General features: G+C 64.2%; 20 protein-coding genes. 14 read left to right on the top strand and 6 right to left on the bottom strand.

The annotated features are described in order from the left end of the window. Positions 1 to 109 precede the first annotated feature (109 nt). The 3 genes from C266_RS13250 to hmpA all read left to right on the top strand — a co-directional run bounded on the left by C266_RS13250 (position 110) and on the right by hmpA (position 4,507). Positions 110 to 1,195: an ankyrin repeat domain-containing protein gene (locus C266_RS13250; protein WP_010805853.1), complete on the top strand. Its 1,086-nt coding sequence runs from the start codon at positions 110 to 112 to the stop codon at positions 1,193 to 1,195. Positions 1,196 to 1,464: 269 nt separating this feature from the next. Further along, positions 1,465 to 3,102 carry an ankyrin repeat domain-containing protein gene (locus C266_RS13240; RefSeq protein WP_144265820.1) on the top strand — a complete coding sequence of 546 codons (1,638 nt, stop codon included), beginning with the start codon at positions 1,465 to 1,467 and terminating at the stop codon, positions 3,100 to 3,102. 202 nt (positions 3,103 to 3,304) lie between these two features. Next, the gene (hmpA, locus tag C266_RS13235) at positions 3,305 to 4,507 is read left to right on the top strand and encodes an NO-inducible flavohemoprotein (protein ID WP_010805851.1); all 1,203 of its coding nucleotides are present in this window, start codon (positions 3,305 to 3,307) and stop codon (positions 4,505 to 4,507) included. Between the two features lie 105 nt (positions 4,508 to 4,612). Here hmpA and C266_RS13230 read toward each other — a convergent pair whose 3' ends face one another. From C266_RS13230 to C266_RS13205, 6 genes are all read right to left on the bottom strand, one after another. After that, a complete protein-coding gene (locus C266_RS13230; protein ID WP_010805850.1) occupies positions 4,613 to 5,440 on the bottom strand; it encodes a phosphodiesterase in 828 nt (275 codons plus the stop codon). 7 nt (positions 5,441 to 5,447) lie between these two features. Then, positions 5,448 to 6,491, bottom strand: a complete 1,044-nt coding sequence (locus C266_RS13225; RefSeq protein ID WP_010805849.1) for an ABC transporter ATP-binding protein — start codon at positions 6,489 to 6,491, stop codon at positions 5,448 to 5,450. 45 nt (positions 6,492 to 6,536) lie between these two features. Beyond that, a complete protein-coding gene (locus tag C266_RS13220) occupies positions 6,537 to 7,340 on the bottom strand; it encodes an ABC transporter permease (RefSeq protein WP_010805848.1) in 804 nt (267 codons plus the stop codon). 5 nt (positions 7,341 to 7,345) lie between these two features. After that, complete coding sequence (locus C266_RS13215) at positions 7,346 to 8,170, bottom strand: ABC transporter permease (RefSeq protein WP_010805847.1); 825 nt, start codon at positions 8,168 to 8,170, stop codon at positions 7,346 to 7,348. A gap of 40 nt (positions 8,171 to 8,210) precedes the next feature. Further along, positions 8,211 to 9,224 (bottom strand): extracellular solute-binding protein, encoded by a 1,014-nt coding sequence (locus C266_RS13210; RefSeq protein WP_010805846.1) that lies wholly within the window; start codon positions 9,222 to 9,224, stop codon positions 8,211 to 8,213. A gap of 211 nt (positions 9,225 to 9,435) precedes the next feature. Beyond that, positions 9,436 to 10,497 carry a LacI family DNA-binding transcriptional regulator gene (locus tag C266_RS13205; RefSeq protein WP_010805845.1) on the bottom strand — a complete coding sequence of 354 codons (1,062 nt, stop codon included), beginning with the start codon at positions 10,495 to 10,497 and terminating at the stop codon, positions 9,436 to 9,438. A 299-nt stretch (positions 10,498 to 10,796) separates the two neighbouring features. Between C266_RS13205 and C266_RS13200 the strand changes: the two genes are divergently transcribed. From C266_RS13200 to C266_RS13150, 11 genes are all read left to right on the top strand, one after another. Next, positions 10,797 to 11,363, top strand: coding sequence for an SRPBCC family protein (locus C266_RS13200; protein ID WP_010805844.1), 567 nt, complete (start codon positions 10,797 to 10,799; stop codon positions 11,361 to 11,363). 155 nt (positions 11,364 to 11,518) lie between these two features. Continuing rightward, positions 11,519 to 12,991: a 2-hydroxymuconic semialdehyde dehydrogenase gene (locus tag C266_RS13195; protein ID WP_010805843.1), complete on the top strand. Its 1,473-nt coding sequence runs from the start codon at positions 11,519 to 11,521 to the stop codon at positions 12,989 to 12,991. An 86-nt stretch (positions 12,992 to 13,077) separates the two neighbouring features. Continuing rightward, positions 13,078 to 13,512: a RidA family protein gene (locus C266_RS13190; RefSeq protein WP_010805842.1), complete on the top strand. Its 435-nt coding sequence runs from the start codon at positions 13,078 to 13,080 to the stop codon at positions 13,510 to 13,512. 51 nt (positions 13,513 to 13,563) lie between these two features. Further along, positions 13,564 to 14,118, top strand: coding sequence for a 3-hydroxyanthranilate 3,4-dioxygenase (locus C266_RS13185; protein WP_010805841.1), 555 nt, complete (start codon positions 13,564 to 13,566; stop codon positions 14,116 to 14,118). Between the two features lie 37 nt (positions 14,119 to 14,155). Next, positions 14,156 to 15,151, top strand: a complete 996-nt coding sequence (locus tag C266_RS13180) for an amidohydrolase family protein (protein ID WP_010805840.1) — start codon at positions 14,156 to 14,158, stop codon at positions 15,149 to 15,151. A 221-nt stretch (positions 15,152 to 15,372) separates the two neighbouring features. Beyond that, a complete protein-coding gene (locus tag C266_RS13175; RefSeq protein WP_010805839.1) occupies positions 15,373 to 16,566 on the top strand; it encodes an ABC transporter substrate-binding protein in 1,194 nt (397 codons plus the stop codon). A 232-nt stretch (positions 16,567 to 16,798) separates the two neighbouring features. Then, a complete protein-coding gene (locus C266_RS13170) occupies positions 16,799 to 17,671 on the top strand; it encodes an alpha/beta hydrolase (protein ID WP_010805838.1) in 873 nt (290 codons plus the stop codon). Continuing rightward, entirely contained in the window at positions 17,668 to 18,588 is a 921-nt protein-coding gene (locus C266_RS13165) for a branched-chain amino acid ABC transporter permease (protein WP_010805837.1), read from the top strand. The genes C266_RS13170 and C266_RS13165 overlap by 4 nt, the downstream gene beginning before the upstream one ends. 8 nt (positions 18,589 to 18,596) lie before the next feature. Beyond that, positions 18,597 to 19,571 (top strand): branched-chain amino acid ABC transporter permease, encoded by a 975-nt coding sequence (locus C266_RS13160; protein ID WP_036662957.1) that lies wholly within the window; start codon positions 18,597 to 18,599, stop codon positions 19,569 to 19,571. Then, positions 19,568 to 20,338 carry an ABC transporter ATP-binding protein gene (locus tag C266_RS13155; RefSeq protein WP_010805835.1) on the top strand — a complete coding sequence of 257 codons (771 nt, stop codon included), beginning with the start codon at positions 19,568 to 19,570 and terminating at the stop codon, positions 20,336 to 20,338. The genes C266_RS13160 and C266_RS13155 overlap by 4 nt, the downstream gene beginning before the upstream one ends. Continuing rightward, complete coding sequence (locus C266_RS13150) at positions 20,335 to 21,045, top strand: ABC transporter ATP-binding protein (RefSeq protein ID WP_010805834.1); 711 nt, start codon at positions 20,335 to 20,337, stop codon at positions 21,043 to 21,045. The genes C266_RS13155 and C266_RS13150 overlap by 4 nt, the downstream gene beginning before the upstream one ends. Positions 21,046 to 21,053: the final 8 nt, after the last annotated feature.

The following is a 21,053-nucleotide window of genomic DNA, read 5'->3' as shown; positions in this document are numbered from 1 at the left end:
CCCCGCCCTGTCTCCCGTAGCAAGTACCTCCGAGCGCCTCTCGCCCTCCCCCTCCGGGGCGGACCTGGGTCGCCGCGCCTACCGCACGCACCCCCCACCTTTGGACGCGATGTCGCGGCCCCAATTGCTCGATGCCCAGAGTTCCCGCCGCTATCGCCCGCAAGATATCTGGCATGCACTGGTCAATGCGCAGACCTATGCCAGCCGCGAGCTGCGAGCGATCTGCGAGCGCGCCTCGCCAAACGGGCCGCTGTTCGGTGAAATGGTGACGCTGCTCACGACAAGGGAAGAAGATCGTTCGTTGGACCGGTTGGCCGATGCCGGCATCTTTCTGGCCTCAACGCGCGCCCATCCGTTGCCCGCCGAAGACGCCGCGCTATTGCGAAGCAACGAAGGGCTGAAACTCTGGCTAGAGTACGCGGCAGCACCCGCGAGCTATCTGAACGTGTTCGACGGATCGGATGTGTTCAGCGAAACCGTCGCGGAAGACCGTTCACGCATCGACAGAATCCTCCGCGTGCTGGTCGCGTGCGGCCGCGACCGAACGGACGCGTCACCATTGCATCCCAGCGACACGATGCCCCGAAATCCACTGGCGCATCTGTGCAGTCAGATCGCACCGCAATGGCTGCGCCGATTGCTCGAACTCGGCGCCAAACCGGAGCAGACCAATAGCCGTGGCATGCCATTGACGGTCGTCGCCATGAGAGCGCAAGCGCTTCGCCTTTACATAGCCGGTCACGATCCGCTGGCCCCGCACGACTCGCTACGTCAGCTCGCGCAACTGCTCAAGCGGCGAGGCGCAGACCTGATGCAACCGGACCGAGAAGGCATGCCGTCCGTCACCTTGCTCACGCTTCACGGTCTTTGTGGCGCGGCCGAAGCCCTGCTGGCGACAGGGGCCGACCCGAACACGCCCGATCGGGGCGGCAACACACTCATGCACCACCTCGCCTACATCGTGCATTTGCGCAACGCCCCGGCAAAGGCCGATCGCGCCCACCTCGCGTACCTCGCCCATTACGTTCTCATCATTGCTTCACGCTATGGCGGCGACGTGACCCGGGTCAACCATGCAGGGCAATCCCCTCGCGCATGGCTGCCAGAGCCCTTCACCCTGGCCCCGCAAATCAGTCAGGCGTTCCTCGACACGGTTCGCAAGACGGCACTTCGGCGAATTCGATCACTCGTGTGACGGCAAGGTTGCATGGCACACGCCACCGGCCAGTGGGGCGCATACCGCTCGCTATCGCTCGATATATGACCCGACAGCGATCATACCGTCCGCCTGCGCCATTTCACACGCACACGTGAATTTCCCTTTCTCGCTTCCCCATGCTCCACTCCCCTATCACTGCACAACCCGCGCGCTCAAGCGCCGCCTCCCCGGTCCAGTCCGCGCCGGCCTCCGGGCCGGAGATCCCTCCCCACGCGTCTGCCGCCAGTCTGCCCCCTCTGTCCGGCATGACGATCAGCCAGTTGCTCCTGGCAAAACGAGACGGGCAATGCGCTTCGAAAGACGTCTGGGAAATGCTGATAAGCCTGAACACAACGGCAGGCCGCGAGCTACTCGACAGTTGCCGGATGGCGGCCGAAACCCATCACGAAGCCATGGCGTTTACCATGGCCACCCTGTTCTGCTCACCGGCGCAAGAGAGAACCCTCGCCGGACTGGACGAGGCAGGCATCTTCATCGACCCGGCGCGAAGGGAACATCTGCGCCCGTCAGACGCCGCCCTCCTCATGAGCGACGAAGGATTGCAGCTTTGGCTTCGCTTCGCGGCCTCACCCTCGGCCTATCGCAGCGTCTTTGTCGACTCGATTCTGAACGAGACGTCTTCCGCAGAACCGGAAGACTCGCTCGCGTCAGCCCTCAAGGTGCTGGTCATCAGCGGTCGCGACAAGACCAACGATGTGGCCGTATCGGAAATCCCGGGGAATTTTCATCTCCCGCTTTCTCATTTGTGCTGCCGGGTCGCGCCACAATGGCTGCCTTCACTGCTCGAATTCGGCACTGACCCCAACCAACTCACCGCAAACGGTGTTCCGCTGGTGGCAACCGCAATGGCCGCGCAAGCCGAACGTCTGCGTTTGACCGGCCACGATTTGCTGACCCCGCACGCGTCGCTCTATCAACTCGCCTCAATGCTCCGATCCCATGGCGCCCGCCTCTCACTACGCAGTCGCACAGGGGCACCGCCGGTCATGTTACTCGCGCTCAATGGCTATTGTGCGGCAGCAGAAGCGCTTCTCTCGGCCGGTGCCGACTGTAATGCCACGGCAGACAACGTGAACGGCAACACACTCATGCACTCTCTCGCCGCAGCGACGCATCTCGGGCCTCACTCCTTCTCCGCGTTCTTCCTGCTCACGCTGGCGCTGCGCTACGGCGGTGATTTCGACCAGCCGAACCACGATGGTGTCGCCGCACGCGCACTGGTCTCCGAAAGTCTCGCGCAGTACCTACGGGTCAGCCAAACGATGGTCGCGTCGACGCGCGAACGGGCGCGATGCTGCATATCCACCGCGCCGACACGCCATTCACGCAACGCCGGCAGCCACGTCCCCTCTTTCATCACCACCTTTGCAGCGGAAGCCAGCCGGCTGTGCGCGCGCGGCCACGACCCGCTGCTTCCCCACGAATCGCTGTTTCGATTGGGGATATCGCTCCAACGCAACGGTGCGGATCTCGGGCAACGGCATGCAGACGGCACGCCTCCGGTGTTGTGGCTGACCCGACGCGGATATTGCGGGGCCGCTGAGGTCCTGCTGGCGCTATGTCCGAATGCCAATGTCCCCGGACGAGAAGGCCATACGCTGATGCACGCGCTTGCCGCCGCGACGCGCGCGCCGGACGGTGCCACGCTCGCCGACTACATGCTGACAACCGCACTACGCTACGGCGGCGACCCAACCCTGACCAATCGGTCCGGGATAACCGCCCTGTCGTTCTTGTCCGCCGATCAAAGCCGCTTTGTGCGTGCGGGCTTCGCTCTGATCACCGCCACCCGCAAAAGCGCGCACGAAACCGTCTCCCGCCGCCACCCGCCCATCGTCCAGCCAGCCGACGAACCCATGCGACATTCCGCCGCATCCCTATAATATGCATTTAATTTACATCTTATAATCACCTCGCCGGTTCCCCGAAGTTGTAGTCGTGTTGTGAGCCCCATGGGGAACCGGCGACCGAATGCCACACCGCGAACCTCCGTACACGGAGATCACGCGGTGTCCACGAAATACCCAACAAGTGCGCCCAAAAAGATGCATTTAATTTGCATCTTATAAATTCAGGAGTCTTGCCATGCTTTCCGCCGCTTCCCGCCCCTACATCGACGCGAGCGTTCCTGTTCTGCGCGAACACGGTCTTGCGATCACGCGTCACTTCTACGCGAGCATGTTCGAAGCGCATCCTGAGTTGCGCAATCTCTTCAATATGGGGAACCAGGCCAGCGGTGCCCAGCAACAATCGCTCGCTTCGGCCGTGTTCGCGTATGCCGCGAACATCGACAACGCTGCGGCGCTCGGGCCGGTGCTCGAGCGTATCGTGCACAAGCACGTCTCGGTCGGCATCACGCCGTCGCACTATCCGATCGTCGGCCGCCATCTGTTGCGCGCCATCAAGGACGTGCTGGGCGACGCCGCCACGCCTGAACTGATCGCGGCATGGGATGAAGCGTATTGGTTGCTCGCCGGCGAACTGATTGCCGCAGAAGCGCGTCTGTCCGAACGCACGCACGCGCCGCTGGGGTCGCTGCGTGAACTGATCGTGGCCGACGTCGACCGCGAAACCGAGCACATCGTCTCGTACTACCTGCGCACGCCCGAGGGCGGGTCGCCCGGTGAATTCGCGCCCGGACAATACGTGAGCGTGTCGGTCACGCTGCCCGACGGTCTGGAACAACGCCGTCAATACAGCTTGTCCGACGCGCCCGACGCACCGCACTGGCGCATTACGGTCAAGCGTGAAGACGCGGCCGATGCCAAGCCCGCCGGTCAGATCTCGAACTGGCTGCATGCCAACCTGAAGGCCGGCGATCGCATTCTCGTGAGCCCGCCCTACGGTGAGTTCACGACCACGCTCGATGCAGCACGCCCACTCGTGCTGCTTAGCGCAGGCGTCGGCATCACACCGATGATGTCGATGCTCGCCGCGCTGGCCGCCAAGGGCTCGCGCCGCGAGATCCTGTTCGCGCACGCTGCCCGCGACGGCTCACACGTCGCGCTACGCCGCCATCTGGCTCATGCCACCACGCAGTTGCCGCACCTGCGTGTGGCGACATTCCTCGAAACGCCGAAAGGCACCGAACGCGAAGGCACCGGCGACACGTTCGCCGGCCGGATGGATATTTCGCGTCTGACACTGCCTGCCGACGCCGATTACCTGCTGTGCGGCCCCGTGCCGTTCATGCAGACCCAATGGCGTGCCCTGCGCGACGCCGGTGTGCCCGCCGAGCGCCTGCACCGTGAAGTCTTCGGCCCGGACGCGCTCGATCACCTGCTCTAATCTACCGCCCGAGCGGTAAACAACACGAGGCCCCCAATTGGGGGCCTCGTCGCTTCTCGATGTCTGGATGTCTTGATGCGGCACCAGCGCCGCAACACGAACGCCTCAGTCGATCAAGGTGCCCGCAGCGTCATAGAACGGGTGAGCGCCACCTGCATCGTCCACGAACGCGAGATGCGAGACGAGGCCTGTCTTCGGCGTGAACCGGTGCAGTTGAAACGACGGCGGATCGAGCACCCATGCCGACGGTCCGCCCTCACGCAAATCCAGGGCCACCTGATGCGCCGGTGACGGACACACGCTCGCGACAGTACCGGCAAAGCGCGTATGAATGGGCCGGTGCACATGCCCGCAAATCACTCGCTCGATGTTCTCGAAACGACGCACGACGGCCGCGAGCTTCGCAGCATCGTTGGCGTCGAGCGCCTGAATGTCCATGTGCTCGATACCGCAGGCAAACGGCGGATGATGCATGGCGATGACGGTCGGCGTCGCAGTATCGCTCGCGAGCGTCGCCTCCAGCCATTCGAGACGTTCGTCGCACAGCTTGCCGCCGCCATTGGGGGGGTCTTGCGTATCGAGCGCCACGAGCCGCAGCGCGCCGAACATTGCTGTGTACTGCACGAATCCGCCCGGTTTGCCGAGATACGTGTGCTCCGGAAACACGTCGCGCAGTGCATCGCGCCCGTCGTGATTGCCGATCACGAGGTAGTACGGCATTTGCAGCGGCGTGAGCAACCGGCGCAGGTGTTCATATTCCTCGCGTGCGCCGAAGTCGACGAGATCGCCCGTCAGGACAACGAAGTCGGGACGCGGCACCAGCGTATTCAGACGCGCCACGCAGCGCTCGAGATAGGCGGCGGTATCCACGCGCCGATAGGCCAGCTTGCCGGGCCGTTTGATGTGAAGGTCGCTGATTTGCGCGAACAGCATGAGCGAATTATCCGTGAAGCGAAAAGATATGGGCGGCGGGCAGCGACAGACCCACCTGATCGCCGACGCGACACTCGCGACGGCTGGAGACTTCGACCAGCACCGGGCCTGCGACGGACACGCCGCTGAGCGTCAGGCGCGTGCGGTCGCCGAGAAACTGCACTTCGTCGACACGGCCGACGAGCGGCGCGTCGCCTGCGGGCACCACGATGGCATCTTCCGGGCGGAAGTACAGCTCTTGCACGTCGGCACGCACCTCCGGGCAGGCAACGCGACCGCCCTCGAGATGGAAATGACCGTCGCGCCACACGCCTGCCAGGCGATTGAGCGTGCCGACGAAATTCGCTACATGGCGCGAAGCCGGTTGGTAGTAGATGTCGCGCGGCGCACCGATCTGCTCGATGCGGCCCGCGCTCATCACCACGATGCGGTCGCCCAGTGCCATCGCTTCGTCCTGATCGTGGGTGACGTACACCGTCGTCACCCCGAGCCCGCGCAGCAGACGATCCATATCTGCGCGCACCGTCTCGCGCAGCTTGGCGTCGAGCGCGGTGAGCGGCTCGTCGAGCAACAACACACGCGGCTCCGGCGCGAGCGCGCGTGCCAATGCCACGCGCTGCTTCTGACCGCCCGAGAGTTGTGCAATGGCACGATCGGCGAAAGGCGTGAGTTGCACGAGATCGAGCAGTTCGTTCACGCGCTTGTCGATCTGCGCCGATGGCAGTCCACGCAGCTTCAGGCCGTACGCGACGTTGCCGCGCACGGTGAAGTTCGGAAACAGGGCGTAGTTCTGGAACACCATGCCCACACGGCGCTTTTCGATGGGCAGGCGCGTGACGTCCTCGTCGCCGAAGTGCACACGCCCCCCCGCGTCGGGGCGTTCGAGGCCTGCGATCATGCGCAGGGTTGTGGTTTTGCCGCAACCGGACGGGCCGAGCAGCACTAGCGTCTCGCCCGCACCGATCGTCAGATCGAGCGGTTGCAGTACGGTGTTGCCGTGAAACGTCTTGGCACAGCGTTCGAGATGAATCGGGATGGAAGTCAGTTTCATCGTCATATCCTTGGCATTCGGTAGGCGTGCAATGCAGCCACTTGATCAGGTACGGCCTTTGGCATTGCGCACCTTCGCCCGCTGGGCCGTCATCTGCATGACGATGAGCAGCGGCACGATCAACACGAAAAACACCGCCGTGTACGCGCTGCCGATCTCCAGACGCAGCGACGCGTAGGCGTCCGCCAGCCCCACGGGCAGCGTCTTGGTATCGGGCGTGTGCAACATCCACGTCAGGTTGAATTCGCCGAGCGAGAGCGTTACCACGATGAGCGCGGCCGCCACGATCTCGCTGCGGATGTTGGGCAGCACCACGGTCGTGAAGCGTCGCAGGAAGCTCGCGCCGAGGCTCGCAGCGCCCTCTTCCATCAGCTTGATACGCGAGTCGGCGCACGCGGCCGCGACGGCACGCACCATGAACGGCAGCGTGAAAATCACATGCCCGACCACGATGAACGCCAAGCTTTCGCGAAAGCCGCGCATGCCCCCGTACACGCTGATCAGCGCGAGCGCACTCGCCAGCCCCGGCAGCGCGATGGGCAACGTCAGCAGCTCTTCGATCCAGCGCGCCATGCGGCTCTGCCAGCGCGCGAGCACGTAACCGGCCGGCACGCCGAGCAGCGTGACCACCACCAGCGTGGCACCGCCGACATACAGCGAATTCAGAATGGCGTCGTGATAGTCCTGCCAGACCTGAATCACCCACTTGAAGGTGAGGCCGGCCGACGGACCACGGAAATAGTTCACCGACAACCCCGCGAGAACCGACATGCCCACGGGGATCAGCATGAACGCACACATCAGCAGCGTAAGCAGCAGTTGCAGCGTGAATAGGGTTTTCTTGAGCATGCGAATCAACCTCCGGCAGCGACGCCCTGCCCCGTGAAATTGCGGGCGAGCATGAGCACCGCCCACGTCACGATGCCGAGAATCACCGAGAGGGCCGCCGCCGTCGCCACATTGGCGTTGAGCGTGAACTCGGTGTAGATGGTCATCGGCAAAACATCGATGTCGGTAGCCAGCGTGAAGGCCGTGCCGAACGCACCGACCGAGGTCGCGAAACACATCGCGCCCGAAGCGATCAGCGCGGGAGCCAGCGCCGGCAACGTCACGTCACGGGCAATGGCGAACGGCCCCGCGCCGAGCGACGCCGCCGCTTCCGTGAGCGAATGATCGAGCGATTCCGCTGCCGCCATCACGGCGAGGATCACACGCGGAATCGAGAAATACAGGTAGCCGAGGAACAGGCCCGCGAGCGAATACGCGAACACGAGCTTGTGGCCAATGAGCTTGGTCGACAAGTCGCCAATCAGGCCCTGACGTCCCGCGAGCATGATGACCATGAAACCGACCACCACGCCGGGGAACGCCAGCGGCAGGGTGAGCATCGACACGAGGATCGATTTACCCGGAAAGTCGTGACGGGTGAGGAAGAGGCCCGCCACAAGCGACAACGCCAGGGTGGCAAGGGTGACCAGCGCCGAGAGCACGACGGTCTGCCACAGGCTATCGAGATAACGTGCATTGGTGAGAATGGCGCGATAGGTCTCGAACGCGTGACCGTCGCCGCTCACTTGCACAAGGGCGGCCATCGGCAATAGCCAGAACGCCAGAAAAACCGCCAGCGCCGGTAGCAGAAGTGCCACGCGCCAGCCGCGCGGCAGGGTCAGGTCACGCATCGCTTGCTTTGCTCCTCTTCCTCGTTGGACATGACCGTGCTTAGCGCACGTTCTTCAGATACTGCTGACCGAACGCGTCCTGCTGTGCGGCCAGCTTCTGCAGATCGACCGGCTTCACACGGGCATAGTCGGACGCGGGCAGGAATTTGGCTGCCACGTCGGCCGGCATCGTGCTCGCACGCACCGGACGCAGGAAGGCTTGCGCCCAATGCGCCTGGCCCTTGTCGGACAGCGTGTAGTCGATCACCTTCTTGCCGTTGTCGGCGTGCGGCGCGTTCTTCACGAGCGCGATCACGTACGGCAGCGACACCGAGCCTTCCATCGGGATCACGAACTGCACGTTTGCGCGGTCCTTGTAGATGGCGCGGTACGCATTGAAGTCGAAGTCGATCAGGATGGGAATCTCACCCGAGAGCACGCGGGCATACGCCGTTTGCTTGGGCACGATCGGCGCGTTGGCCTTGAGCTTCTGGAAGTAGCCGATGGCCGGGCCGAAGTTGTCCATCGAACCGCCGAGGGCCTGATTGGCGGCAATCGCGGCGGCATAGCCGGCGAACGCGCTGCTCGGGTCCAGATACCCCACCATGCCGCGGTATTCCGGCTTGAGCAGATCGGCCCACGAACGCGGCACCGGCTTGCCTTCCAGGGCGTCGCGGTTCACGAAGAAGCCGACCGTGCCCGAGTGGATCGTCGTCCACATGCCGTTCGGATCCTTCATGGTGGCCGGCACCTGGTCCCAGTTCGCCGGTTTGTACGGGGCGAGCAGGCCCTTCTTGGCGGCTTCGATGGCCGAGGTAATGCCGAGATACACGATGTCGGCCACCGGCGCCTTCTGTTCCGCGATCATCTGCGCGACAGCCTGGCCGGAGTTCTTGTTATCGAGCGGCACGCGAATGCCGGTGTCCTGTGCAATGGCCTTGACCTGACCGGCCCAGTCCGCCCATTCCGGCGGGCAGTTGTAACAGATGGCGGTCTGCTGGGCGTGCGCGGCGCCAGCGCCGAGCAAGGTGAAAAGCGCCAGCGTGCGGGCGGCGCGGGTGATCCAAAGCTTCATTTCTGTGGGCTCCTGAATGTCTGAGCATTGGCGGCACGATGTGCTGCCGGATAAGTGCGGGCCTCGCGCCCGGATGCCTGATTGCCTCGGCCGACGCTGCACTCTCTTTTTCGGAGCCAGTCGTCAGCCAGTTTCCTTGCTATTGCTATTGCTATTGCTATTGCTATTGCTATTGCTACTGCTTTTCCTTCAAATTCGTTTCGATACCGCGTCAATGCCGATCTTTCTTTCGCGGCGGTGCCGCCACCGTGCCACCGCGACGAATCTCGTGCGGCAGGATCAAGGCATGGCCGAGCGATGCGTCGGCCGGCGCGGTCGCAGCACCGGTACGCCCATCGCGACCATCGATCTGTGCAAGCAGACGCTGCGCCGCGTGCCGGCCGATCTCCACGCTAGGCTGTACGACAGTGGCGAGCGTCGGCGAGAGCAACTCGCCCACGGCCAGCCCGTCGAAGCCGAGCACCGACATGTCGTCCGGCACGCGCAAACCGGCTTCGCGCAGCGCGCGCATCACGCCAAGGGCCAGCAGATCGTTGGAGCAGAACAGGGCCGTGGGACGTGCGCCGTCGCGCTCGCGCTGCGCCAGCCATTCACGCACTCGCTCGCCGCGTGCCCCGCTGTTGAAGTCGATTTCGAAAGCCGGCAGTGGCGTCAGGCCGGCCGCCTGCATGGCGTCGCAATAGCCGAGATAGCGGCGCTTGGCGCGGTCGGACGCGTGTAGCGCCCCGGTCACCATGACGATGTCCCGGTGCCCCGCCTCGATCAGCATCGCCACGCCCTGCGCGGCGGCAGCCCGGTTGTCCACCGACACGCAGGGACGCTGCGGCGCATCGTTATAGACAAGCTGGCACGCCACTCCCTCGGCCGCGAGATCGTCGACGAGCGCACTGTGCTCGGCGTCGGCCAGTGTCAGCAGCAGGCCGTCCACACGCTGTTGCAGCAAGGTCTCGATGGCGTTGCGCTCACGCTCCGGGTCGTACTGTGTGGTGACAAGCAGCAGGCGGCGTCCCGTGCCGTCGATGGCGGCTTCGATCCCCTCGAGACAATCGGCAAAGACCGGGTTGCCCAGCGTCGGCAGCATCACGCCGATCAGACCCGTGCGCTCTCCGCGCAACTGACGGCCCAGCGCATTGGGACGGAATTTCAGCTCGGCGGCGGCCGCCTGCACGCGAGCAAGCGTCTCGGGGCGCACCAGTTGCGGCGAATTGAGTGCGCGCGACACCGTCGCAATCGAGCACCCCGCGCGCTGTGCCACGTCCCGTATGTCTGCCACGCCCCTCTCCTTGTTATGAGCCGTCAAAATTCGAAGTTGACGGATTTTACGCAAATGTAAACGTTTACGAAAACGTTTTCACTCCGGGATTCTATGGAGGCATTGTGATGAATTCATGACAGCGCAGAAAGTCCGGCCAATTCGCTATCCGATTCATCGGCAGCGTTAGCGAAAGTCGCCGCACCGTGCCCAGGTGTTCGGTGAGCGCCGAAGGCCGGTATGCCGCCTATACTGGAATTCCCCCTCGCGCCGGGGCATGACGGCACCCCTTCCTCGACTACCGACAACCGGGATCGGCCATGAACGAATATCACTTCCTCACCTTGTGGCGGCTCACTGCACCGCTGGACGAAGTCTGGGACACGATTCGCGACGTCGACCATTGGGCACGCTGGTGGCCATGCGTGCGCAACGTGCGCACCCTGGAACCGGGCAACGCCGATGGCGTGGGCACCGTGCGCGAACTGACCTGGCATGGTGCGTTGCCCTACTCGCTCACGTTCGAGACGCGCATCACGCACATCGATCCGATGCGTGAGGTGCGCGGCGTGGCGACGGGCGAGGTGGAGGGCACCGGCGTTTGGTGCTTCGACACGGAAGGCTCGATCACCGTCGTGCGCTACGCCTGGGATGTGCACATGAAGCGCGGCTGGATGAACAAACTCTCCCCCATCGCCGAACCGCTGTTCCGCTGGAATCACAACTACGTCATGCGACGCGGCGGCGAAGGCCTGGCGGCAGTGCTCAACGCCCATCTGGTCGAGTGCCTCGATACCGACCTGCCGCCAGCAGCCATCGGTGAGGAGCGCAATCCGCGCGACCTGCGCGAAGCCCGCTCGCGCATGAGTCACCACTCCCATCACTGACCGCCCCAGCTATTCCATTCGGGAATAGATAACCCAATAAATTTCATTATTTTTTATGAAGCCGGATGCCTAGACTCGAAGGCATCCGGTGGTAGGCCCGTGGCTTTCCAACGACCGCCGCCACCCCGCAGAACATACTGCTCCAGGAGACCCTCTTGAGCCTTGCGACTCCGCCGCTGTTGCGGCACTACGTGGACGGTGCATTCGTCGCCACCGATCGCCAGTTCGATAACGTGAGCCCCGTCGACGGACGGCTTGTCGCAAAAGTCTGCGAAGCCGACGCGGCGACGGTCGACCGGGCGGTGAGCGCCGCCCGTCGCGCCCTGCGCGATGGCCCGTGGGGCAAGACCACGCCCGCCGAGCGCGCCGCGGTGTTGCACCGCATTGCCGATGACATTCAGGCGCGCTTCGACGAGTTCGTCGCCGCCGAAGTCGCCGACACCGGTCGTCCCACCGAGCAGGCCCGCACGCTGGACATTGCGCGCGGCATCGCCAACTTCCGCATGTTCGCCGACCTCATCAAGACGGCGGGCAGCGAAATGTACGAAATGCGCGCGGCCGACGGCGGCGACGTGATGAACTACGTGACGCGCAAACCCCTCGGGGTGATCGGCATCATCTCGCCGTGGAACCTGCCGTTGCTGTTGTTCACGTGGAAGGTGGCGCCCGCGCTGGCCATGGGCAACTGCGTGGTCGCCAAGCCATCGGAAGAAACGCCCTCGTCCGCGACGCTGCTCGCCGACGTGATGGACGCCGCCGGCGTGCCGCCTGGCGTCTTCAACCTGATACACGGCTTCGGCCCCGACTCGGCGGGGGAATTCCTGACGAAGCATCCTGACGTGGCCGCGGTCACCTTTACGGGCGAGTCGCGCACCGGCAGCGCCATCATGAAAGCCGTGGCCGACGGCGTGAAGGAAATCTCGTTCGAACTTGGCGGCAAGAATGCCGCCGTGGTGTTCGCCGACGCCGACTTCGACAAGGCGCTCGACGGCGTGGTGCGCTCGTCGTTCACCAACGCCGGTCAAGTGTGCCTGTGCTCGGAGCGTGTCTACGTCGAGCGGCCGATTTTCGAGCGCTTCGTCGCCGCACTGGCCGAACGCGCCGCCGCGCTGCGCATCGACGCCCCCGACGCTCCCGGCGTACAGATGGGTCCGCTCGTGTCGCGCAAGCATCGCGAGAAGGTGCTCTCGTACTATCGGCTGGCGGTCGAAGAAGGCGCGACGGTTGTCACCGGCGGTGGTGTGCCCGCCTTCGGCGACGCGCGTGACGATGGGGCCTTCGTGCAACCGACGGTCTGGACCGGCCTGCCCGACACGGCACGCTGCGTGCGCGAGGAAATCTTCGGCCCGGTGTGTCACGTCGCCCCGTTCGACGGCGAAGACGAAGTGATCCGCCGCGTGAACGATAGCGACTATGGCCTCGCCGGCTGTGTCTGGACGACGAACCTGTCGCGCGCGCATCGCGTCGCACGTCAGTTCCAGACCGGGCTCGTATGGGTGAACACCTGGTTCCTGAGAGACCTGCGCACACCGTTCGGCGGCGTGAAACTCTCCGGGCTGGGCCGCGAAGGCGGACGCCATTCGCTCGACTTCTATTCCGAAATCACCAACATCTGCATCAAACTGTGAGGCGGCGGTGCGGCAATATCGATGGGGGTCGAGACGGCCGCACCCGTGCGCCATCCCATCAAAATAACAACGGAGACTGACGACACATGAGCGCATCGCAAGACACGCAGGCCCGCGTGGTGGCCGGCAAGGCCAAACCGCGCGGCAAGTTCCCGCACATCAAACGCGCCGGCGACTTCCTGTTCGTCTCGGGCACCAGTTCGCGCCGTCCGGACAACACGTACGCGGGTGCGCAAGCCGATGCGCTGGGCGTGACGCAACTCGACATTCGCGAACAGACGCGCGCCGTCATCGAGAATATCCGCGACATTCTCGCGAGCGAGGGCGCCACGCTGGCCGACTTGGTCGAAGTCGGCACGTTCCTCGTGAACATGAACGACTTCGGCGGCTACAACGAGGTGTACGGCGAGTACTTCGACGAGAACGGTCCGACACGCACGACGGTGGCAGTGCACCAGTTGCCGCATCCGCTGTTGCTTATCGAAATCAAGTGTGTGGCCTACGCGCCGCGTTCGCGCTGAAGACCGAGACCTCACCTGACGCGGCTGACGCTGCATGCCCCGGGAGACAGCATGTTGACATATGGCAAGCCTTTCAATTTCCAGCGCTGGACCGACGATCACGCGCATCTGCTCAAGCCGCCTGTCGGCAACCAGCAGATCTGGCAGGACAGCGATTTCATCGTGACGGTCGTGGGCGGACCGAACCACCGCACCGACTATCACGACGATCCGCTCGAGGAGTTCTTCTATCAGTTCAAGGGCAACGCGTGGATCAATCTCTGGATCGACGGCCGCGCCGAGCGCATCGACCTCAGGGAAGGCGACATCTTTCTGCTGCCGCCCCACGTACGTCACTCGCCGCAGCGGCCCGAAGCCGGGAGCCTGTGTCTCGTCGTCGAACGCCAGCGCCCGCCCGGTCTGCTCGACGGCTTCGAGTGGTATTGCCTCAAATGCGGCTCGCAGGTGCACCGCGTGGAAGTGCAACTCAAGAGCATCGTGACGGACCTGCCGCCGCTGTTCGAGGCGTTTTACGGTGCCGAATCGCTGCGCCGGTGTCCGAGTTGCGGCGAGATCCACCCGGGCCGCGCGGCGCAAGTCAAGACCACCGCATCGGCGTCTGCCTGACCCGCGACACCGCCCCCAGAACATCACACGTCACGCCATGAAGAAAATCGACATGCACGCCCACTTCTTCCCGCGCATCTCGCAGGAGGAAGCGGCCCGTCTCGACCCCGCCACCGCGCCGTGGCTGCGCATCGACGCAGGCGGCGAGACCGGCAACATCATGCTCGACAACCGCGCCTTCCGTCCCGTCTACCGCGCGCTGTGGGACCCCGTGCTGCGTGTCGAAGAACTCGACCGTCATGGCATCGACCTGCAAGTGGTTTGCGCCACGCCGATCATGTTCGGCTACCGCTACGACGGGCATGCGGTCATGGACTGGGTCCGGCGCATGAACGATCTGGCACTGGCGCATTGCGCCTACGCCCCGACCCGGCTCAAGCCCATGGCGCAGGTACCGCTGCAGGACCTCGATCTGGCCTGTGCGGAAGCGTCGCGCGCCAGGGCCAGCGGTCATATCGGCGTGCAGATCGGCAATCACCTCGGCGACAAGGATCTGGACGACGAACAGCTCGTGGCGTTTTTGCGGCACTGCGGCAACGAACATATCCCCGTGCTCGTGCATCCGTGGGACATGATGACCGACGGCCGCATGAAGAAGTGGATGATGCCGTGGCTCGTGGCCATGCCCGCCGAGACGCAGCTCTCGATTCTCTCGCTGATCCTCTCGGGCGCATTCGAGCGCCTGCCCCGCTCGCTCAAGCTGTGCTTCGCGCACGGCGGCGGCGCCTTTCCGTATCTGCTGGGCCGCGCCGAGAACGCGTGGCATTGCCGCGACATCGTGCGCGCCGATAGCCCGCACCCGCCGTCCCATTATCTGGACCGTTTCTACGTGGACAGCGCCGTGTTCGACCCGCGCGCCTTGCGCCTGCTGGTCGACACCATGGGCGTAGAGCGCGTCATGCTCGGCTCGGACCACCCGTTCCCGCTCGGCGAGCAGGACATCGGCCGTCTGGTGGCCGAACAACCGGGGCTGGACGACGCCGCCCGGCACCGCATTCTGGCAGCGAACGCCCTCAGGTTCTTCGGCCTCTGACTGGTGCTTTCCCGAGGTGTTTTTGAAATTGCTTGCCTACGCAAAAGGCGTCGTTTAGGCTGGGCACTGAAATATTTGACGCTTAAACAATTTAACTAGCCTGACGCGTCTGGCCTGCCTTTGCTGCCTGCGGACGACTTGAAAGAGCGGTCAAGTATTCCGGCGCGAGTCCTTCGGCTGACAACGCTTACCAGTACCGCCAACCTAGTTTGGAGACCATGATGACGGGAACGAAGACCATGCAACGTAAAGCCATCGCTGTGCTGGGCGCCGTCGCTGCGGCGGCGGCGATGTTCGCATCGGGCGGTGCGCACGCCCAGGTGAAGATCGGCTTCATCGGCACACTCTCTGGCCCCGGCGGCGCGCTCGGCCAGGATCAGTACGACGCCTTCATGCTCGCCATCGAGCAAAAGGGCGGCAAGCTGGGCGGCGTGCCCGTGCAGGTCATCAAGGAGGACGATCAGCTCAAGCCCGACGTGGGCGTGCAGGCTGCCCAAAAGCTGGTGGAGCGCGACAAGGTGTCGCTCATCACCGGCGTGACGTTCTCGAACGTGATGATGGCCATCCACAAGAACGTGACCAACGCCGGGGTGGTAATGGTCGGCTCGAACGCCGGTCCGACCCCGATTGCCGGGGCGCAGTGCTCGCCGAACTTCTTCTCCACTTCGTGGGATAACGACGAACTGCACGAAGCCGGCGGTCAGCTCTCGACCGATCTGGGCTACAAGAAGATGTATGTCATGGCCCCGAACTATCAGGCCGGGCGCGACGCCGTGAACGGTTTCAAGCGCGACTACAAAGGCCAGATCGTCGACGAGGTCTACACGCAGGTCAACCAGCCCGATTACTCGGCTGAAATCGCCCAGTTGCAGGCCGCCAAACCCGATGCCGTCTACGTCTTCTATCCGGGCGGCATGGGCGTGAACTTCGTCAAGCAATACCGTCAGGCCGGGCTGCTCGGCAAGATTCCGCTGATCTCCGTGTCGACCATCGACGGCTCGACCCTGCCCGCGCTCAAGGAGTTGGCCGTCGGCGCCATCACCAGCGCGCCGTACTCGCCGGATCTCGACAACGCACAGAACAAGCAATTCGTCGCGGCCTTCCAGAAGAAATACAACCGTATGCCGTCGATGTATGCCGCCCAGTCGTACGACGCCGCCAACCTGATCGACTCGGCGCTCACGAAGACCAAGGGCAGCGTGGCGGATCGTGAAGCCCTGCGCGCCGCCCTCAAGGCCGCCGACTTCTCGTCCGTGCGCGGGCCGTTCAAGTTCGCCAGCAACCAGTTTCCCGTGGCGCAGTTCTATCGCGTGGATGTCGTGAAAGACGCCAACGGCGCGGCGTTCGCGACCAAGGGGAAAATTCAGATCAAGACGCGTGCCGATCTGGCCGCGCAGTGCAAGATCAAATCGTAACCTGACGCGCATTACGCCCATACGCCCATAAAGCCCGTAATTCGCGTAATGCATGTCATGCCCCGGCATCGCGGCGCTCCCGCGATGCCGATGGACCGATTTGCTGCACGCCGCACACGCGCGCGAGGTCTCGCGTGTGCGCTGCCCGCTGTTGCTGACGTGCGCCGGTGTCCCGCACCGGCGGCACTGCCATTGCACGACCCGAGCCGTACCTGAGCACTATCGAGGGTTTATGAAGCGCTACCGCAATTTCGACGAAGCCGAGCTGGACGTTCAGTACAACGCTCGCGCCACCACACCCAATGTTCTCGACATCCTGACGCAGTACGCCGCCGAGAGCGCGCACGCTCGCGCGACCACGCCCTGCGTGCTCGATGTCGCCTACGGGGACCACCCCGACGAAACGCTGGACATCTTCCCCGCCGCCGCGCCCGGCGCGCCCGTTTTCTTCTTCGTGCACGGCGGCTACTGGCGTGCGCTCAGCAAGAACGATTCGAGCAACATGGCGCCCGCCTTCACGCGCGCCGGCGCCACGGTCGTCACTATTAACTATTCGCTCGCGCCCGGCGCCTCGCTCGATACCATCGTCGATCAAACACGCCGCGCGCTGGCCTGGGTGCATCGCCACATCGGCGAGCACCAGGGCGACGCGCGCCGCATTCATGTGTGCGGAAGCTCCGCCGGCGGCCACCTCGTGGGCATGCTGCTGGCGCAGGGCTGGCACGCCCGATACGGTGTGCCGGAAGACGTCGTCGCCGGCGCCGCGCCGCTCTCCGGCCTGTTCGATCTCACGCCGATTCCATTCACACACATCAACGAATGGATGAAGCTGTCCGAGGACGACGCGCGCCGCAACAGTCCTCAATTCCATCTGCCCGCGCGCGGCTGCCCGATCGTGGCGTCGTACGGCGAGACCGAGACGGCCGAGTTCAAGCGGCAGACCGACGACTACCTCGCCGCGTGGCGCGCGCGGGGCTTCGCGGGTGAGTACGTGCCGATGCCCGGCACCAATCACTTCGACATCGTGCTCACGCTCAACGACGCCACCAGCCCGCTCACGCAAGCCATCTTCCGCCAGATGGGTCTGGCCCGGGAGGCCGCATGAGCCTGACGCTCTTCATCATGCAGTGCCTGAACGGGCTGCAACTCGGGGTGCTGTTGTTCCTGATGGCGGCCGGCCTCACGCTGGTGTTCGGCATCATGAACTTCGTCAACCTCGCCCACGGCTCGCTCTACATGATGGGGGCGTTCATCGCCGCCACCGTGTACAACCACACGGGATCGTTCGCCCTCGCGGCGATTGCCATCGTTCCCGCGATGCTGCTGCTCGGTCTGATCGTCGAGTTCGTCGCGCTCAAGACGCTCTACGACCGCGACCACCTCGATCAGGTACTGGCGACCTTCGGTCTGATCCTGTTCTTCAACGAACTGGCGCGCATGATCTGGGGGCCCTCGCCGTACTACATGGAAGTCCCCGAGTGGCTTTCCGGCACAGTGGACCTGTTCGGGCTGGCGTACCCCGCCTATCGCTTCCTCATCATCGTGGTGGGGCTCGCGGTGGCGCTAGGCTGCTACCTGCTCATCCACCGCACGCGCATCGGCATGTTGATTCGCGCCGGGGCGACACACCGTCAGATGGTCGGCGCGCTCGGCGTGAATATCGTGCTGCTCAACTCGCTGCTGTTCGGTCTCGGCGCGATTCTCGCGGGGATTGCCGGGCTCATGGCCGGCCCCATCCTCTCGGTGCAGCCGGGCATGGGGGAACCGATCCTGATTCTGACGATGGTCGTGATCGTGATCGGCGGTATCGGCTCGGTGCGCGGCGCATTTCTCGCCGCACTGATCGTCGGTGTGGTCGACACGGTGGGACGCACCGCGTTGCCCACGCTGCTGCGCAGTCTGCTCGAGCGCAGCACCGCCGACACCGCCGGGCCTGCCCTCGCGTCGATGCTTATCTACCTTGTCATGGCCGCAGTGCTTGCTGTGCGCCCGCAAGGCCTCTTCCCGGTCAAACACGGTTGACGATGGAAATGAAACTCAATCTTCGCACCGCCGTGCCGTTGCTGGTGCTGGCCGCGCTGGCTCTGGTGCCCCTTTACGCGACGTTTGCCCAGCAACCGTTCTTTCTCACCCTGTTCGGACGCATCGTGGTGTTCGCCATCGCGGCCGTCTCGCTCGATCTGATTCTCGGCTACGGCGGCATGGTCAGCTTCGGCCACGCGCTGTATCTGGGTCTCGGCGCGTATGTCGTCGGCATTCTCAGCTATCACGGCGTGGATAACGGCTTCGTGCATCTGGGCGCGACACTGCTGCTGTGCGCCATCGTCGGCGCCGTCACCGGCCTGCTCTCGCTGCGCACGACAGGTATCGCCTTCATCATGATTACGCTGGCGTTCGCCCAGATGTTCTACTTCCTCGCCGTCAGTCTGAAGCAATACGGCGGCGACGACGGCCTGCCGGTGTCTGCCGGCAGCCGTTTCGGCAGCGTAACGCTCGACGACCCGGCCGTGCTGTACTACGCGGCGTTCGCAGTGCTGTGCCTGTGCGTATGGGCAGGCCGCCGGCTGGTCGACGCCCGCTTCGGCATGGTGATTCGCGGCGCGCGTCAGAACGACCGCCGCATGCGCGCGCTCGGCTACCCGACACTGCGCTACAAGCTCGTGGCCTACATCATCAGCGCCATGACCTGCGGCGTAGCGGGCATGCTCTATGCCAATCTCACGCACTTCGTCTCTCCGGCGTATATGGCGTGGACGGCTTCGGGCGAACTGATCGTGATGGTCGTGCTCGGCGGGCTGGGATCGTTCTTCGGCCCGGTGCTGGGCAGCGCCGCCATGCTGCTGATCGAGGAATGGCTCAAGGGCATGACTGAGCACTGGATGATCATCTTCGGGCCGCTCGTCGTCGTTGCGGTTCTCGTCTCCCGCCGCGGCCTGTACGGCCTGCTCGGCGACCTGCAAGTGCGGCTCTCCCGCCGCGCCCGCACCGCGGAGGGCAAAGCATGAGCCTGCTCCTGGTCGACCAACTGGTCAAACGCTATGGCGGCCTGACCGCCACCGATCACTTCTGTCTCGATGTCGCGCCCGGCGAGCTGCATGCCATCATCGGCCCGAACGGCGCGGGCAAGAGCACGCTCATCGGTCAACTGGCAGGCGAGCTGCGTGCCGACGAGGGCAGCATTCATTTCGACGGCCGCGACATCACGGCCGTACCGATCGAACAGCGCGCCCGCGCAGGGCTCGCACGCTCTTACCAGATCACATCCGTGTTCCGCGAATTCACCGCGCTGGAAAACGTGCTCGTGGCCGTGCAGGCGATGCAGGGGCATAGCTTCGGCTTCTGGCGGCCGGCCATTCGCGAGGCGGCGCTGGTCGAACCGGCACGCGAAATTCTGGCACGCACCGGTCTGGCCGCACGCATGAACGTGCCCGCCAGCGCTCTCGCCCACGGCGAACACCGTCAGCTCGAACTGGCCATGGCGCTCGCGGGCCGTCCGAAGCTGCTGCTGCTCGACGAACCGATGGCCGGCATGTCGCAAGCCGAGTCCGAACAAATGACGCATCTGCTCGCCGACCTCAAGGGCGACTACGCCATCGTGCTCGTGGAACATGACATGGACGCCGTCTTTGCACTCGCCGACCGCATTACCGTGTTGGTCTATGGGCGCGCCATCGCCTGTGGCGACGCCGACACCATCCGAAACGACGCGGGGGTGCGCGAAGCCTATCTCGGGGACGAAACCCGCAACGAAATGCTGGGAGCCACCGCATGAGCCCCTTGTTGTCTTTGTCTGGTGTCGAGTCGTACTACGGCGCGAGCCAGGCGCTGTTCGGGATGCAGATGGAGATCGAGCGCGGTGCGTTCGTCACGCTGCTCGGCCGCAACGGCATGGGCAAGTCGACCACCGTCAAGTCGATGACCGGTCTCATGCACCCGGCGCGCGGTGAGATCGTGTTCGACGGACAACCGGTGCATGCCAGTCCGTCACATCGCATTGCACGCGCCGGCATGGGACTTGTTCCCGAGGGACGTCAGATATTTCCCACGCTGACGGTGCGCGAGAACCTCGTGGCCACCGCAAGCAACCGTCATGGCGCCCGTTCACCGTGGACGCTCGAGCGCATCTACGAACTGTTTCCGCGTTTGCGTGAACGGGAGAAAAATCTCGGAAGTCACCTCTCCGGCGGCGAACAACAGATGCTTGCGATCGGCCGCGCACTGATGACGAATCCGAAATTACTCATTCTTGACGAAGCGACCGAGGGGTTGGCGCCACTCATTCGCGGTGAAATCTGGCGGTGCCTGAAGCAACTCAAAGGCAGCGGTTTGTCGATCCTCTGCATCGACAAGAACCTGGCCCCGATGCTCGAACTCGGCGACCGTCACTACATCGTCGATAAAGGCCGTGTGGCTTGGCAGGGCGACTCGCCGAGCCTGCGCCGGGCGCTGCCGGAATTGCAGACTTATCTGGGCGTTTAAGGCGTACG

The organism is Pandoraea sp. SD6-2, from assembly GCF_000389825.1.
Lineage (GTDB): Bacteria > Pseudomonadota > Gammaproteobacteria > Burkholderiales > Burkholderiaceae > Pandoraea > Pandoraea communis.
This window is presented reverse-complemented; position numbering and strand designations above follow the sequence as displayed.